General features: G+C 58.1%; 17 protein-coding genes. 9 read left to right on the top strand and 8 right to left on the bottom strand.

Translation table 11 applies throughout. The annotated features are described in order from the left end of the window. Positions 1–97: 97 nt before the first annotated feature. Both BM316_RS07780 and BM316_RS07775 read left to right on the top strand, forming a co-directional pair. Positions 98–805 (top strand): GntR family transcriptional regulator, encoded by a 708-nt coding sequence (locus BM316_RS07780; protein ID WP_090206073.1) that lies wholly within the window; start codon positions 98–100, stop codon positions 803–805. An 11-nt stretch (positions 806–816) separates the two neighbouring features. Further along, positions 817–1,899, top strand: a complete 1,083-nt coding sequence (locus tag BM316_RS07775) for a Gfo/Idh/MocA family protein (RefSeq protein ID WP_090206071.1) — start codon at positions 817–819, stop codon at positions 1,897–1,899. Here BM316_RS07775 and BM316_RS07770 read toward each other — a convergent pair. Beyond that, a complete protein-coding gene (locus BM316_RS07770) occupies positions 1,896–2,153 on the bottom strand; it encodes a hypothetical protein (RefSeq protein ID WP_131802549.1) in 258 nt (85 codons plus the stop codon). The genes BM316_RS07775 and BM316_RS07770 overlap by 4 nt on opposite strands. A 366-nt stretch (positions 2,154–2,519) precedes the next feature. Here BM316_RS07770 and dusA point away from each other — a divergent pair, with 366 nt between their 5' ends. From dusA to BM316_RS07755, 3 genes are read left to right on the top strand one after another with little or no spacing between them, the layout of a single operon-like run. Continuing rightward, positions 2,520–3,515: a tRNA dihydrouridine(20/20a) synthase DusA gene (dusA, locus tag BM316_RS07765; protein ID WP_090207730.1), complete on the top strand. Its 996-nt coding sequence runs from the start codon at positions 2,520–2,522 to the stop codon at positions 3,513–3,515. 12 nt (positions 3,516–3,527) lie between these two features. After that, positions 3,528–4,346: a sulfite exporter TauE/SafE family protein gene (locus tag BM316_RS07760; protein ID WP_090206065.1), complete on the top strand. Its 819-nt coding sequence runs from the start codon at positions 3,528–3,530 to the stop codon at positions 4,344–4,346. Then, on the top strand, positions 4,340–5,077 hold the full coding sequence (locus BM316_RS07755; protein WP_090206063.1) for a hypothetical protein: 738 nt from the start codon (positions 4,340–4,342) through the stop codon (positions 5,075–5,077). The genes BM316_RS07760 and BM316_RS07755 overlap by 7 nt, the downstream gene beginning before the upstream one ends. Here the strand turns inward: BM316_RS07755 and BM316_RS07750 are convergent, their stop codons facing one another. Further along, entirely contained in the window at positions 5,078–5,740 is a 663-nt protein-coding gene (locus BM316_RS07750) for a helix-turn-helix transcriptional regulator (protein ID WP_090206060.1), read from the bottom strand. It abuts the gene before it with no gap. Positions 5,741–5,946: 206 nt separating this feature from the next. On the opposite strand from BM316_RS07750, the gene BM316_RS07745 reads away from it, so the two are divergent. The 4 genes from BM316_RS07745 to BM316_RS07730 are packed head-to-tail and all read left to right on the top strand — an operon-like array spanning position 5,947 to position 8,484. Beyond that, entirely contained in the window at positions 5,947–6,159 is a 213-nt protein-coding gene (locus tag BM316_RS07745; RefSeq protein ID WP_090207728.1) for a twin-arginine translocase TatA/TatE family subunit, read from the top strand. A 35-nt stretch (positions 6,160–6,194) separates the two neighbouring features. After that, positions 6,195–6,674, top strand: coding sequence for a Sec-independent protein translocase protein TatB (gene tatB / locus BM316_RS07740; RefSeq protein ID WP_090206058.1), 480 nt, complete (start codon positions 6,195–6,197; stop codon positions 6,672–6,674). After that, positions 6,671–7,645, top strand: a complete 975-nt coding sequence (gene tatC / locus BM316_RS07735) for a twin-arginine translocase subunit TatC (protein ID WP_090206055.1) — start codon at positions 6,671–6,673, stop codon at positions 7,643–7,645. The genes tatB and tatC overlap by 4 nt, the downstream gene beginning before the upstream one ends. Beyond that, a complete protein-coding gene (locus BM316_RS07730) occupies positions 7,642–8,484 on the top strand; it encodes an ATP-binding protein (RefSeq protein WP_090206053.1) in 843 nt (280 codons plus the stop codon). The genes tatC and BM316_RS07730 overlap by 4 nt, the downstream gene beginning before the upstream one ends. Position 8,485: 1 nt before the next feature. On the opposite strand, the gene BM316_RS07725 is transcribed toward BM316_RS07730, so the two are convergent. The 6 genes from BM316_RS07725 to purF form a co-directional block, all read right to left on the bottom strand. Continuing rightward, positions 8,486–9,670 carry a M23 family metallopeptidase gene (locus BM316_RS07725; protein ID WP_090206050.1) on the bottom strand — a complete coding sequence of 395 codons (1,185 nt, stop codon included), beginning with the start codon at positions 9,668–9,670 and terminating at the stop codon, positions 8,486–8,488. A 69-nt stretch (positions 9,671–9,739) separates the two neighbouring features. Then, entirely contained in the window at positions 9,740–10,381 is a 642-nt protein-coding gene (locus tag BM316_RS07720) for a protein-L-isoaspartate(D-aspartate) O-methyltransferase (RefSeq protein WP_090206047.1), read from the bottom strand. Next, a complete protein-coding gene (gene surE, locus BM316_RS07715) occupies positions 10,378–11,163 on the bottom strand; it encodes a 5'/3'-nucleotidase SurE (RefSeq protein WP_090206044.1) in 786 nt (261 codons plus the stop codon). Before surE ends, BM316_RS07720 begins: the two co-directional genes overlap by 4 nt. Positions 11,164–11,343: 180 nt before the next feature. After that, positions 11,344–11,988 carry an SDR family NAD(P)-dependent oxidoreductase gene (locus BM316_RS07710; protein WP_090206041.1) on the bottom strand — a complete coding sequence of 215 codons (645 nt, stop codon included), beginning with the start codon at positions 11,986–11,988 and terminating at the stop codon, positions 11,344–11,346. A 59-nt stretch (positions 11,989–12,047) separates the two neighbouring features. Continuing rightward, positions 12,048–12,308, bottom strand: a complete 261-nt coding sequence (locus tag BM316_RS07705) for a hypothetical protein (protein ID WP_090206038.1) — start codon at positions 12,306–12,308, stop codon at positions 12,048–12,050. Positions 12,309–12,428: 120 nt separating this feature from the next. Then, positions 12,429–13,889: an amidophosphoribosyltransferase gene (gene purF, locus BM316_RS07700; protein WP_090206035.1), complete on the bottom strand. Its 1,461-nt coding sequence runs from the start codon at positions 13,887–13,889 to the stop codon at positions 12,429–12,431. Positions 13,890–13,894: the final 5 nt, after the last annotated feature.

The raw sequence follows: 13,894 nt of genomic DNA, 5'->3' as shown, positions 1-13,894 counted from the left end.
TCCCCAGAAGTCTGTCTTTGCACTTGCGTAGCACGCGCCATGATCTGTATCAATACTGTATCAATTTGTGAGTCGTGCGGATTTGGGAGGAGACGCATTGGCGCAAACCTCTCACTTGCCGAAGTTCATGGAGCTAAGCGAAATGCTGATCCGCGAGATTGCAGCGGGGCGCTTGGCCGATGGTGCGCGCCTGCCGCCAGAGCGCGATATGGCTGACGAGCATGGTGTTGCTGTGGGCACGTTGCGCAAGGCGCTGGCGGATGTAGAAGCCAAAGGCATGCTCGACCGTGTGCAGGGGTCCGGCAACTACGTCCGGCACCGACCAGCCGTCGAAAGCGTCTATGCATTTTTCCGGCTTGAGCTTTTGCAGGGCGGCGGATTGCCCCGCGCGAAAGTCCTGTCGGTAAAGCGACTGCCGAAACCGCCGGAGTTTGCGGCCTTGGGCGGTCATGCTGAGGCGCACCGCATCCGGCGTTTGCGTTATCTGGGCGATGTTCTGATCGCGCTTGAGGAAATCTGGCTTGATGCAGGGTGGCGGGCCAATGTCTCGACCGGTGATCTTTCGGATTCACTCTATCGGTTCTACAGGCAAGAGCTGGGTCTTTCGGTCGCTGCCGTCGAGGACCGGATCGGTGTCGCTGTGCTGCCTGAGTGGACGCCGCCTGCGTTTCACCTGCCTGCCGGAACCACAACAGGCTACATCACACGGATCAGCCGCACTGCCGCCAAGGAAGCGGCCGAATATTCGCGCACCTGGTATGACGCCAGCCGCGCAAACTACATCTCACGTATGGGAAAAGGGTAATCATCGTGGACATGGTTCATTACGGTCTGATCGGTTGCGGCATGATGGGTCGCGAGCATATTCAGAACATCAATCTGCTCCCGTCAGGCAAGGTTTCAGTGGTCTATGACCCCGTTGCCGAACTCGCAGAATCTGCGGCGACACTGGCACAGGAGGCGCATGTTGCCGACACGCTGGACGAATTGCTCGCCCATCCTGACCTCGACGCGGTAGTGATCGTCAGCCCCAATTATCTACATGTGGAACAGTTGCAAAAGATCGCGGCAACCCGACCCGTGCCGATCCTTTGCGAAAAGCCGCTTTACACCCGCCCGGAAGATGCGGCGGTGCTGGATGCGGTGTTCAAAGACTATCCACATCCTGTCTGGGTTGCGATGGAGTACCGCTATATGCCCCCTGTTGCCGCGCTTATCGCACAGGCAGAACAGGCGACCGGCGGCATCAAGATGCTGACCATCCGTGAGCATCGGTTTCCGTTTCTACCCAAGGTGGGTGACTGGAACCGGTTTAACGCAAAAACCGGCGGGACTCTGGTTGAGAAATGCTGCCACTTCTTTGACCTGATGCGGCATATCCTGAAAGATGAGCCGATCAGGGTGATGGCAAGCGCGGGGCAATCGCTGAACCACATTGACGAACGTTACGATGGCCAGACGCCGGATATCTGGGACAACGGCTATGTGATCCTAGATTTTGCCAACGGCGCACGCGCGATGCTTGAGCTTTGCATGTTCGCCGAAGGCTCCAAATATCAGGAAGAAATCAGCGCCGTCGGTCCCAAAGGCAAGATCGAGGCGCTTGTGCCGGGGCCGGGCCGGTTCTGGCCAAAGCTGCTTGGTGAGCCTCCGGTCCCGAAGCTGATCATATCCCCGCGCGCGCCAAAGGGACCCTATGTGTCCGAGATCCCCGTCGATCCCACATTGCTGGAGGCCGGCGACCACAACGGATCGACGTTCTACCAGCATCAAAGGTTCAACGCCGTCATCAGAGGTGAAGGCGACGTTGAGGTGACTTTGCTGGATGGGGCCAGGGCCGTGCAGATCGGCCTTGCCGCACAAGAAAGCGCGCGGACAGGGCAGGCGATCAGCCTTTAGCCGCTTGCCTGCCCAGGATTTGCCGGATCAATGCATCCCTCACCAGCGCAGATGGCCAGGTCGGCAGGAACGTAGATCGTGCCTGTTGAGGTGATCAAAACGTAGACATTGTCCACATAGCCGGCGAACTCGCCAACCAGTGTCAATTCCTGCGCCTTGAGTGTCAGCGCGATTTCCCCCGCACTGACACTCGTTGGCATGGCGGAAGCCGCCATGATGGCCGTGAAAGCCGTTACATAACCAGGTACTCGCATCACATTACTCTTCAAAAATTACTCGCACACTCACACTGCTTTGCAGCCCGTCTTTCTTGCCGCACAGCCGTTTTCGCAGTCAACAAAATTTCAGCAGAATGCTTCGTAACATGCGTAAAAGGACAGCATCACTGAAACTCATTCACATTTCCTTTATGAAATATCTGCTAGGGCGCGAAAGAAGTACCCTGAAACACGTATAGGTTGTGTTTCCGATTCGAAACCAACCTGACGTTACGTAAAGCGTGAAAAATTGCGATATTCTTGGTGCGCTTGGCGTGCAAAGAGCGGCAAGACTGGCGGTTTGCGGCATCAGGCTCTATTTGCAACGCCAAGACGTCCGAAACCGCCAGCACCTTACGAGACATGTCAGCAAGTGAAGTTACCAAAGCGGCACGCCTGAGCGTTGCACCGATGATGGACTGGACGGACCGTCATTGTCGGTATTTTCATCGTCTCATGACGCAGAAGACGCTGCTTTATACCGAGATGGTGACAGCGCCTGCGATTATCCATGGCGATCGTGACAGGCTGCTTGGCTTTGATGCGGCTGAGCATCCGGTTGCGATCCAGCTTGGCGGGTCTGATCCCGCGCAACTGGCCGAAGCGGCGCGCATCGCAGAAGGGTTTGGCTATGATGAGGTCAATCTCAACTGCGGGTGTCCGTCTGATCGTGTGCAGTCGGGCAGTTTTGGCGCGGTCCTGATGGAGACGCCTGCTCTCGTGGCAGAATGCGTGAACGCGATGCGTGCAGCGGTGTCCATCCCCGTGACCGTAAAATGCAGGATTGGCGTTGATGATCAAATGCCTGAAGAAGTTCTGCCTGATTTCCTTGCACAGGTGTCTGCGGCTGGGGTTGACCGTTTCGCGATCCATGCCCGCAAAGCCTGGTTGCAAGGGCTGAGCCCGAAAGAGAACCGCGATATTCCACCACTGAATTACGATTTGGTTATGGATATGAAGGGCTTGTTTCCCCATCTTCATCTATCTGTGAATGGTGGTATCGCGACATTGGATGCCGCAGAAGACTTCCTTGGGCGCGGTCTGGACGGCGTCATGATTGGCCGTGCGGCCTATCATGTGCCTGCGGATATTCTGCTTGATGCCGACCGCAGGATCTTTGGCTGTGACGATGCGCCTTCGGCGGAGGAGGTCGTCCACCTGATGTTGCCCTATATTTCCCGGCACATTGCAAATGGGGGCAAATTGGGCCAGATCACCCGCCATATGCTTGGGCTTTTTCAGGGTCGCCCTGGCGCGCGCGGTTGGCGGCGACACCTGTCAGAAAACGCCCACCGCGACGGGGCGGGACCTGATGTCGTTTTGGCCGCGCTTGGTTTTGTGACACGTGCGGCCGCATAAAAGGGTAAAACAATGGATGACATGATGCTGCTGGCGACAATGGCGGCCTTGCTGTTGGCGCTGGGCGCTTTCGCGGGTGTGTTGGCGGGGCTGCTTGGTGTGGGCGGCGGTATCGTTCTTGTCCCTGCATTCTTTTATGTCTTCAGCGCTTTGGGCTTTGACAGTCCTCAACTGATGCAGCTTTGTCTCGGCACATCTCTGGCCACAATCATCGTGACATCGCTCAGATCGGTCATGGCGCATCACAAGAAGGGCGCCGTTGACTGGGATATCCTGAAATCGTGGGGCATCGGCATCGTCATCGGGGCGAGTATCGGTGTGACCGTTGCAGCGGCGCTGCGTTCCGAGGCGTTGCAGGCGATCTTCGGCATTCTTGCCGTCATCGTGGGCCTCTACATGACGTTTGGCAAAACCGCCTGGCGGCTTGCAGAGGAGATGCCAAAGGGCCCGCTGCGCGCTGTTCTTTCGCCGATCTTGGGATTCCTCTCTGTGCTCATGGGCATCGGAGGAGGGTCATTTGGTGTGCCGACGATGACGCTTTTCAATGTGCCAATCCATCGTGCGGTCGCGACGGCTGCCGGGTTTGGTGTGATTATCGCTGTCCCATCGGTCATTGGCTTTATGCTGGTTGATCTTGAGGTGGCACCCCCGTTTACCGTGGGCGCTGTCAACTTTCTCGCCTTTGGTCTGATCGTGGCTATGACGCTGATAACGGCACCTTGGGGGGCTGCCTTGGCCCATCGGCTTGATGCCGGGCCTTTGAAGCGGATTTTCGGGATCTTTCTGATCCTTGTGGCGCTCAACATGCTGCGCAAAGCACTTGGATGGTAGAGCGGACCCGGCAAGAAGACGGTTTCGTTGTCTTTGAGCGGGCAGACGCCACCTTGCGATGGGCGCAGGCTGCCTGTGAGGAAGGGTTAAGAATTCTCTCTGAGGGCGGTGAGCGGCGACACGGCGGGACATGGTTTGTAGGTGTCGATGCTTTGCCTAATGCGCCAGATGGCAGCATCAAAGGCATTCCGCTGAACGGGCCATTCATGGAAGCGATTGAAGCGCCAGATCATTGGCATCGGGCGCAGCTTTCGGTGGTCTTTCCGGGTTATCCGCGCAAAGACAGTGCTGAGTCAGATGCGGCCCATCGCTTCAGGCGCGACCGAGATGCCGCCCATGTTGATGGGTTGCTGCCCGAGGGTCCGCAAAAACGGAGGCACCTCAGAGAACCGCATGGGTTTATTCTTGGCCTGCCACTGAATGTCTCAACGGCCAGTCCGCTGGTCGTCTGGGCAGGTAGTCACATCATCATGCGTGATGCCTTCACCGCGGCATTTGACGGGAAACCCCCGTCGGAGTGGGCCGATACCGATGTGACCGATGTTTATCAGGCTGCGCGGAAATCGGTGTTCGAGACCTGCGACAGGATCGAAATTCACGCAGAGCCAGGGCAGGCGGTATTACTGCATCGCCATAGTCTTCATGGCGTGGCCCCTTGGGGCGATGCCGCAGGCGACATGCGCATGATTGCCTATTTCAGACCGTTGACCGGTTTTGCGCGCTGGCTTTGACTAGGCCTTTCGGCGTTGATTGTAATCGCGCAATGATTTTCCTGCCTCGTCGACAAAGAGACTTGGTAAAACCCGCAGCGCTTCGATTTGATCGACACGAATGTCGTCGAAATCTTTGGTGGTTTCGCACCAGACGACACAGGTCCAAAGCCGTCCCCAGTAGTCAAGTTGCAGCGGCCGCACTGTCCGCTTTTGACCGCCTGTCGTGATTTCGAGCTTTTGCCGGGTCCGCATGGCCTGTCGCATCAGTGGGAGATGTTGGAACCCGCGCGCTGCGTCAGCGAAGGGGTAGATGGCAAAACCGGAGCCGACGGGCGCGCGACTGCGATCTTCTGGGGTGACGGCATCGAGTTTGGACAAGAGCGCCTTGGCCGCGTTCGAAAGCTCGGCATCGTCGCTGTTGCCCACCGCACTCAGCCCGATATGGAGTGCTTCCATCTCGGTCATGGTCAGGTTGAGCGGGGGCAGGGTGATGGCGGCTGTCACCCTGTAGCCGATTCCGCGTTCGCCCTCGATCGGCACACCTGATGCGGCGAGGGTTTCCATGTCACGGTAGATGCTGCGCAATGAAACGTTCGTCGCCGCCGCAAGGTCAGCGGCGCGGTGCAATGTGCCGTCGCGCAGGATTTGTACAAGCTGCATCAGGCGGTCGGCGCGGCGCATCTGATTCCCCCTCTTTCGGCCGAGTTTTGCCATTTTTCTGGCAACTGACAAGTTTTTGGCACATATCGGCGAAAACCTTTATAAAAAAGGGGTGTGAAAGCTGTGAAAACATGTATTCGCGCTTCCCAACAGGCACATGGGGGCCTATTTGTCAGTTCCAGATTGTAGAACTGCTCGCGGGGCGCGACCCGCACAAGGAGAAAAAGATGCTCAACAATATTGGTCTGCCCGGTCTGCTTTTGATCGCTGTTGTCGTGTTGGTCCTGTTTGGCCGTGGCAAAATCTCAAGCCTGATGGGTGAAGTCGGCAAAGGCATCACCGCATTCAAGAAGGGCGTCGACGACGGCAAGCGTGAGATCGAAGAAGGCTCTGCTGAAGCCAAAGACGTCACACCCGCCGAAGAAAAAGACAAAGTCTGATCTTTCTTTCGACCTGAATGTAGGATTGCTTGGCGATGTTTGGTCTCGGCGCAAGCGAAATGGTGGTGATCGGCGTTGTGGCCCTGATTGTGATCGGGCCAAAGGATTTGCCGGGCCTGTTTCGCACAATTGGTCAGTTTACTGGCAAGGCACGCATGATGGCGCGCGAATTCAGCCGTGCAATGGATCAGGCGGCGAATGAGGCCGGTGTCAAAGACATCTCCAATTCGATCAACGCGGCTGCAAACCCTGCAAAATTCGGCACCGAGAAGTTGAAAGAGGCGACCGGGATCACAAAGGGACCCGAGACGCAGAAACTCTCTGAAGAGCGCCAAGCCGCGAAAGAGAAGATGAGCAAGGCCATGGCCGATGCGGCGCTCGAGCGCCAAGCACGCGAAAGAGCCGAAGCGGAAGCGGCTGCCGATGCGGCTGAGGCCTCGGCCGAACCTGAAATCGCGCCTGAGCCTGTCGCTGCGCCATCGCCCGTCGCACCAGACCCCGAGAAGAAGCCATGAGCACACAGGACGAGATCGAAGACAGCTCCGCGCCATTGATTGAGCATCTGGCCGAGCTGCGCACGCGTTTGATCTATTCGGTTATCGCGTTTTTGGTCGCGATGGTGATCTGCTTTTCTTTCGGCAGCATCCTGCTCGATTTCCTTCTTGGTCCGATCGAGAAGACGATGCGCGATCTGGGTAACCCGAACCCGGTCATGCAGTACACCGCGCCGCAGGAATACTTCTTTACGCTGATCCGGATCTCTGTCGTTGGCGGATTGGCATTGTCTTTTCCGGTCATCGCCTACCAGCTCTGGCGGTTTGTGGCTCCTGGCCTTTACCGCAAGGAAAAGGATGCGTTTCTGCCCTTCATCATTTCCTCGCCGCTGCTTTTCATGCTGGGGGCGTCGTTTGCGCATTACATCGTTGTGCCGCTGGCAATGGCGTTCTTCCTCGGGTTTGCGGATTTGCCGTCCTTCGTGACCGCGATCATGTCAAATGCGGTCACGCCGCCGCCGGGCACTGAACTGCTGCCTTCAGCTGGGGGAGGGCTGGCTTTGCCACCGGCGGTCGTGCCTGAAACCGATCAAGGCGTCGATATTGTCTTTAACGGCAAGGTCAACGAAACGCTTGATATCACCCTCAAGATGATTGTGGCGTTCGGTATCTGCTTCCAGCTTCCTGTGCTTCTGACCTTGATGGGGTCAGCAGGATTGGCAAGCTCTCGTGGACTGCGTGGCACGCGGAAATATGCTGTCGTTGGCATTCTTGTTGTCGCCGCACTGGTGACACCGCCTGATGTTGTGACGCAGATCATTCTGTTTGTCGTGGTTTTCGGCCTCTATGAAATTTCCATCCATCTTGTCGCTGGCGTTGAGCGCAAGAAGGACCGTCAGGCCCGTGCAGAAGGGATCATTGGCGAGGATGAGAGCCTCTTTGATCTCGATGAAGACGACCTCGGCGAAGCTGAACCAGACCAGAAGACGTGAGCAAGAAGAGCCTTTCAAGGATCGCCGCTGCCCTTGAGCGGCTCAGCCCGGCGCCTCAAGAGGCGCCGGATTTCAGCTCTGCGACAGCATTCGTCTGGCACACAGAACCGGACCGGCTGGAACCTGTCGCGCAGGTCAATCGGGTTGATGTGGGCCTGCTGGTTGGCGTTGACAGATCGCGCGATACCTTGCTTGCAAATACCAGACAGTTTGCAGAAGGCCTGCCTGCCAACAATGCACTGCTTTGGGGCGCGCGCGGCATGGGAAAATCGAGCCTTGTGAAGGCGATACATGGCGCTTTGAATGCGGAACAGCCTGCGCTGAAGATCGTCGAAATCCAGCGCGAGGACCTGCCAAGCATTGGCCGTTGCCTGAACATGCTGCGTGGCAGGTCTGAGCGTTTCATCATGTTCTGCGATGATCTTTCGTTCAGCCATGATGACGCGCATTACAAATCACTGAAGGCCGTTCTGGACGGCGGGATCGAAGGGCGTCCCGATAACGTCGTTCTTTATGCCACGTCCAACAGACGCCATCTGATGCCGCGCGACATGATCGAGAACGAACGGTCCTCCGCGATTTCCCCGTCAGAGGCCGTTGAGGAGAAGGTTTCGCTTTCGGATCGTTTCGGCCTGTGGCTTGGATTTCATCCGTGCACGCAGGACGAATATCTGGCGATGATCCGTGGCTATTGCGATGCTTACGGTGTTGAGATTGATGACGCGACCCTGCGCGCAGAAGCGATTGAATGGCAGGCGACACGCGGCAGCCGGTCGGGCCGCGTGGCTTGGCAGTACTTTACCGATCTTGCAGGGCGTCGCGGCGTCAGCCTGACCTGACCTAGGGCAGGTAGTCTGAGGGGTCGAGGCTCTGCAGGCCGCGTCTGACCTCGAAGTGCAGGAAGCTGGGGTTGCCTGAACGGACCTTCGCGATCACTTGCCCCTGACTGACGCTGTCGTCTTTGGCAACAGTCAGATCGGCAAGCTGCGTGTAGACCGTCAAAAGCCCGTCACTGTGCTTGATCACCACAATGCCACCGCCGCTGGTATCTGTTGTCACGGCTGCGACGGTCCCGCTGCCTGCCGCACGGACGTCGGAACCAGCCGCGGCGCCGATATCAATACCTTCGTTGCTGCCGGGGGCGTAGTCACGGATGATGGCCCCTTGCAGCGGCATTGAAAACCGTGCGTCGCTCGCGGCAGGTGTCGATGCCTGGCCAAGGTCGGGCGCGTCAGGTGTCGCAGTCGCTATAACTGCCGGCGCCGCCGCTGCAGGGTCAGGCAGCGGTGTGGCGGCGCTTGGTGGTACAGGCGTTTCAGACCCGGCCCCCGGTGCAGATACCGTCGCCGGGGCAGGGGCGCCGCCTTGAGGGATCAAGAGGAACTGTCCTTCGCGAATGGTAAATTCGGAATCGAGCCCGTTCCATTCGGCAATCGCAGTCACCGGCACATTGTAAAGACGCGCCAATGAGAAGACCGTCTCGCCGCGTACAACCTGATGGCGGATCGGCTCTGTCCCGCGTTGCACGCTGGCTTGTGGTTGCGGTGCTGGTGCGGGTGTTGCCGTGACCGTGCCAGAAGCGGCATCGGCATCGGCACGATCCAGGGCGCTGGTGGCGATTGCGGTCACATCGAGCGGCTGGATCGGCCCGGTGCTGATTGCACCGGTTGCAGGCGAGGGTTCTGCCACGCGCGCTGGAAGGGCCACGATCTCGCCTTGGCGCAAGACGACGTCAGGGTCGATGCCGTTGTAATCAGCCAGGGTCTGGGCATCGAGACCAAGCCTGATAGCAATGCCGCGAATGGTATCATTCTGGCGTGCCACGACGACTTGATAGTTCGGGTATGAAATCACGCCGCGATCGTCAGGCCTTGGCCTGCCAGGAAGCGATTGGACAGCCGACGATGTGTCAAAGCCGTTCCCGATATCCCTCAGATCAAAATCAAAGTCTTCACATGCCGCCAGCGCCAAGACCGCTACGGATGAAATCAACACGCGTTTGATTGGCCTCTGCCCGATTGCCATTCGACCGCTCCTCTATATTTTTGCCGTGATGGCCCTCTGATGCGGTGCCATCCTTATTTTGCAGGGAGTTTACTCCTGTCCGAGCCCTTCAAGCAAGGGCACAAACCGGACGCTCCTTAATTCGTCGTATTCAAGGCCTTCATCGGTACGCCTGACGCGGATCAGGCTTTGGACCGCATCCGACTGGCCAACCGGCAGAACCATGATCCCGCCCGGCTTCAGCTGCGCCAGCAGGGGGCCGGGGGGGTCTTCTGCCGCGGCTGTGAGGAGGATCCGATCAAACGGGGCCTGTTCATCGAGGCCATGGCTGCCGTCGGCTGTGAAGGCTGTGATGTTTGTGATGTCGTTTGCCTCAAACACAGCACGGGCCGTCTGCACAAGTCTGCGATACCGATCGACGGTATAAACCCGCCGTGCGAGCTTTGAGAGGATCGCGGCCTGGTATCCGGATCCGGTGCCAACTTCGAGAACCTTGTCACGCGGTGAGACCTGAAGTGCCTGTGTCATCAATCCAACAACGGACGGCTGGCTGATCGTTTGCCCGCAGGCAATGGGCAAGGGCATATCTTCGTAGGCGCGTTCGGCGAATGTGCCTTTCACATAGTCGGCGCGGTCAACCTGTTCCATCGCGGTCAGCACGCGCGCATCCGTCACACCTTTACTGCGCAAAGCGTAGAGGAACTGCATCTTGGTCGCGGCGTCGAAGCTCACTGAAGCGCATCCCTAAGATTTTTGACCATGTCGTAATCCGTCAGATCGGCCCGCATTGGCGTGATCGAGATGAAGCCTTCAAGGTTTGCTGCCGCATCGGTCCCCGGGGCTGTCGGCTCGTGTTGTGGCCCACCACGGACCCAGAGAAACTTGCGGCCCGTAGGGGAGGTCTGTGCCTCTGCCCGAAAGCGCGTGTTCAGGCGAAACCCTTGTGTGGTAGCGGCCATCCCTCTGACCTGTCCAGCAGGTATGGGCGGAAAGTTCACGTTGTAGAAGGGCATGTAGTCCTGCTCATCCCAGAGCGCTTCTTGCAGCAGTGCCTTTACGGTTGCCGCACCGTGCACGGCGGCCGCTTCAAATGGATTGTCGAGCTCTGCGTTGTCGGGCCCGTAAAACTGGGACAAGGCAATCGACCGGACCCCCTGAAGCGCACCTTCGATGCAAGCGCCGATCGTTCCAGAGTAGAGCGTATTTTCAGCAGCGTTATTGCCGCGATTGACGCCAGACAGGATGAGGTCCGGTGGTGTCTCTTTGAGGACATCGTAGAGACCCGCAATCACACAATCCGCAGGCGATCCTTCGGCGGCAAAGCGGCGCGCATCAAGCTGCGCGATCATCGTCGGATGGGTGTAGCTGATACAGTGGCCGACGCCAGATTGTTCAAATGCTGGGGCGACAGTCCAAACCTCGCCATCTGGGCCGGCGACGTCATTGGCAATGTCTGACAGCACCTTCAGGCCGGGTGCATTGATGCCGTCATCGTTTGTGATCAGGATGCGCATAAAATTCCCCTCCGCCCTTGTTTTGCGTTCCTAAGGCAGAGCATCAAAAGCGGCAAGCGCGGCAGGTCGCGCAAGGCGTCGATCGCGGTGCTTGTGCAACGGTCTTGGGAGATCAGGCGCGCATCTGTCATCGGCCCGACGGAAAGCCGGATACGTGAAGCACTGAAACGGCGAGGTCGCTCAGGCGCTAAGGATTTCATCCAACAGACGCGCCGCTTCATCGCTGGTGCTGGTGAGCTGGTCACGGTCTTCACCAGGGAAGAACCGCGCGCGTGTGCCTGTCGGCATCGGTGCGGGGTGCAAAATGCTGATCTTCGGACCTGTATTGACGCTTTCAGCCTGCCAACTGCGGGCAAGCGCGATTTGCGCGGCTTTCGTGGCACCGTAAGCACCGAAGAATTGCGCACCGCCACGTGGATCGTCAAAGAACACAGCATGGCCGCTGTCACCCAAAAGGGGGCTTACGTAAGAGATCAACCTGGCGGTGGCTTCGACGTTGACACTCATCGATTTCGCCAGATCTTTCGGGGCGAGGTGCCCGGCAGGTGCCAGAGGTGCCGCGTGGATGGCAGTATGCACCCAAAGATCAAGCTTGCCCCAGCGGTCGTAGATGCCGCGACATAACTGCTGCATCGCTTCGTCAACCGTGATGTCCATCGGGGCGAGCGTGGCCTGACCGCCAGCCGCCTGAATCGCATCGTCGAGTTCTTCAAGGCTGCCGACCGTCTTGCCAACGGCGATCACGTGATGGGTAGGTGCCAGAGCAAGCGCAAGTGCTGCGCCAAGGCCGCGGGAAGCACCAGTGATGAGAGCTGTTTTTGTCATGCCTGCCTCATGTGCCGAACTCGCGCAGAGGTCAAGTCTTGATCAAGCCCGAACGGTGTTCAGCCTTGTGGCAATCCAAGCGCCTGAGACTGTCCCCAGCGGTTGGTCAGTGTCACACGATCATCACCAATTGCGGTGATGCGGATGCCGAAGGCTTCGTCACCGACGAGCACCCGTGCGATCTGACCGCGTGAGGACCGCAGCAGTGCCGCAGGTCCGTCATGGGCCTGCATGACACCCAAAAGCTGGAGTGCGCTCATGTCGATTGCATCGGTAATGGTTGCAGCCTGAGCTGCAAGGGCGTTGTCTGGTTCTGCCATGGGAGATTCTGCGTCAGTAGTTTCTGGCGGCCTTCTCACACGTCATGAACGCAGAGTGAAGGGGGGCAGGGGTCGTTACGCTACGGTGTTTTATCACATCAGCGTGAGGCTGCCAGACCCTCACTCCGCTGCTGTTTTGGCCTGAAAACCCTGTTCGATCATGTCAGAGGGTGCCACCGGATATTCCCCTGAGAAGCAAGCATCGCAGTAGCTCGGCGCATTGGGGTCACGGCCGTTTGCCTCTCCTACAGCGCGGTAGAGGCCATCGAGCGAGATGAACTTCAGACTGTCGACACCCAGATGGCTGCGCATTTCGTCTTCGGTCATCGTCGCAGCGAGCAATTTTTCGCGTTGTGGTGTGTCCACACCGTAAAAACATGGCCAAGCCGTCGGAGGCGAGGCAATGCGGAAATGGACTTCCTTGGCACCAGCGTCGAGGATCATTTCCTTGATCTTTCTGCTGGTGGTTCCGCGCACAACGCTGTCATCCACCAGAATGACCCGCTTGTCTTTGATCAATGCACGATTGACGTTCAGCTTGAGGCGCACGCCCATATTGCGGATTTGTTCCGTCGGTTCGATGAAGGTCCGCCCCATGTATTGGTTGCGGATAATACCCATGGCGTAAGGAATGCCGGATTGCAGTGAATATCCAATGGCCGCAGGTGTCCCGCTATCGGGCACAGGGCAGACGATGTCGGCTTCAACGGGTGCCTCTTTTGCTAACTCGCGTCCGATATTTTCGCGCGTTTCGTAGACGGAACGCCCCCCTACGATGCTGTCGGGGCGGCTGAAGTAGACGTGCTCGAAAATACAGAAACGTGCGCGGTTCGGGCGGAACGGATAGTGGCTTTCGACACCCTTTTCGGTGATCACAACCATTTCGCCGGGCGCGATTTCGCGCACGAACTCTGCGCCAATGATATCAAGCGCACAGCTTTCGGATGCCAGCGCCCAACCATTACCAATCTTTCCCAGCACCAGCGGACGCACGCCGAGCGCATCGCGGCAGCCGATCAGCTTGGTCCGGGTCATGGCAACGATGGAAAACGCGCCCTCCACTTTGCGCAACGCCTCTTCCATGCGGTCGGGAATATTCCGCCCCATCGAGCGCGCCATTAGATGAATGATGCATTCGGTGTCAGACGAGCTTTGGAAGATTGAGCCGCGCTCGATCAATTCACGCCGCAGGGAATTTGCATTGGTGATGTTGCCATTGTGCGCAACAGCCGCGCCGCCCATCGAAAACTCGCCAAAGAAGGGCTGGACATCGCGGATGGCGGTCTGCTGGTTCTTGTTGCCGGCGGTGGAATAGCGCACATGACCAATCCCGATAGAGCCCGGCAACATCGCCATCATCTTTTCAGAGGTGAAGTTGTCGCGGACCAGTCCCATCCGGCGGGCCTGATTGAAGCCCGTCTCAGGGCTATGCGTGACAATCCCGCCAGCTTCTTGTCCGCGGTGTTGTAGCGCGTGCAATCCAAGTGCGACAAAATTTGCGGCATCGGTCACACCGATCACGCCGAAAACGCCACACTCCTCCCGCAATTTATCATCATCAAAGGGATGGGCGGGGGGCATCTTGT

It is taken from the genome of Yoonia litorea, from assembly GCF_900114675.1.
In the GTDB taxonomy this organism is placed as follows: domain Bacteria; phylum Pseudomonadota; class Alphaproteobacteria; order Rhodobacterales; family Rhodobacteraceae; genus Yoonia; species Yoonia litorea.
The sequence above is the reverse complement of the archived record's forward strand: the minus strand, read 5'-3'. Positions and strand labels throughout refer to the sequence as shown.

Excerpts from the sequence above, each read along its gene's own strand:
- tatC (WP_090206055.1), top strand. The coding sequence starts at position 6,671 with ATGAGCACACAGGACGAGATCGAAGACAGCTCCGCGCCATTGATTGAG.
- BM316_RS07775 (WP_090206071.1), top strand. The coding sequence starts at position 817 with ATGGTTCATTACGGTCTGATCGGTTGCGGCATGATGGGTCGCGAGCAT.
- dusA (WP_090207730.1), top strand. The coding sequence starts at position 2,520 with ATGTCAGCAAGTGAAGTTACCAAAGCGGCACGCCTGAGCGTTGCACCG.
- tatB (WP_090206058.1), top strand. The coding sequence starts at position 6,195 with ATGTTTGGTCTCGGCGCAAGCGAAATGGTGGTGATCGGCGTTGTGGCC.
- BM316_RS07725 (WP_090206050.1), bottom strand. The coding sequence starts at position 9,670 with ATGGCAATCGGGCAGAGGCCAATCAAACGCGTGTTGATTTCATCCGTA.
- BM316_RS07745 (WP_090207728.1), top strand. The coding sequence starts at position 5,947 with ATGCTCAACAATATTGGTCTGCCCGGTCTGCTTTTGATCGCTGTTGTC.
- BM316_RS07750 (WP_090206060.1), bottom strand. The coding sequence starts at position 5,740 with ATGCGCCGCGCCGACCGCCTGATGCAGCTTGTACAAATCCTGCGCGAC.
- BM316_RS07710 (WP_090206041.1), bottom strand. The coding sequence starts at position 11,988 with ATGACAAAAACAGCTCTCATCACTGGTGCTTCCCGCGGCCTTGGCGCA.
- purF (WP_090206035.1), bottom strand. The coding sequence starts at position 13,889 with ATGCCCCCCGCCCATCCCTTTGATGATGATAAATTGCGGGAGGAGTGT.
- BM316_RS07770 (WP_131802549.1), bottom strand. The coding sequence starts at position 2,153 with ATGCGAGTACCTGGTTATGTAACGGCTTTCACGGCCATCATGGCGGCT.
- BM316_RS07755 (WP_090206063.1), top strand. The coding sequence starts at position 4,340 with ATGGTAGAGCGGACCCGGCAAGAAGACGGTTTCGTTGTCTTTGAGCGG.
- BM316_RS07705 (WP_090206038.1), bottom strand. The coding sequence starts at position 12,308 with ATGGCAGAACCAGACAACGCCCTTGCAGCTCAGGCTGCAACCATTACC.
- surE (WP_090206044.1), bottom strand. The coding sequence starts at position 11,163 with ATGCGCATCCTGATCACAAACGATGACGGCATCAATGCACCCGGCCTG.
- BM316_RS07760 (WP_090206065.1), top strand. The coding sequence starts at position 3,528 with ATGGATGACATGATGCTGCTGGCGACAATGGCGGCCTTGCTGTTGGCG.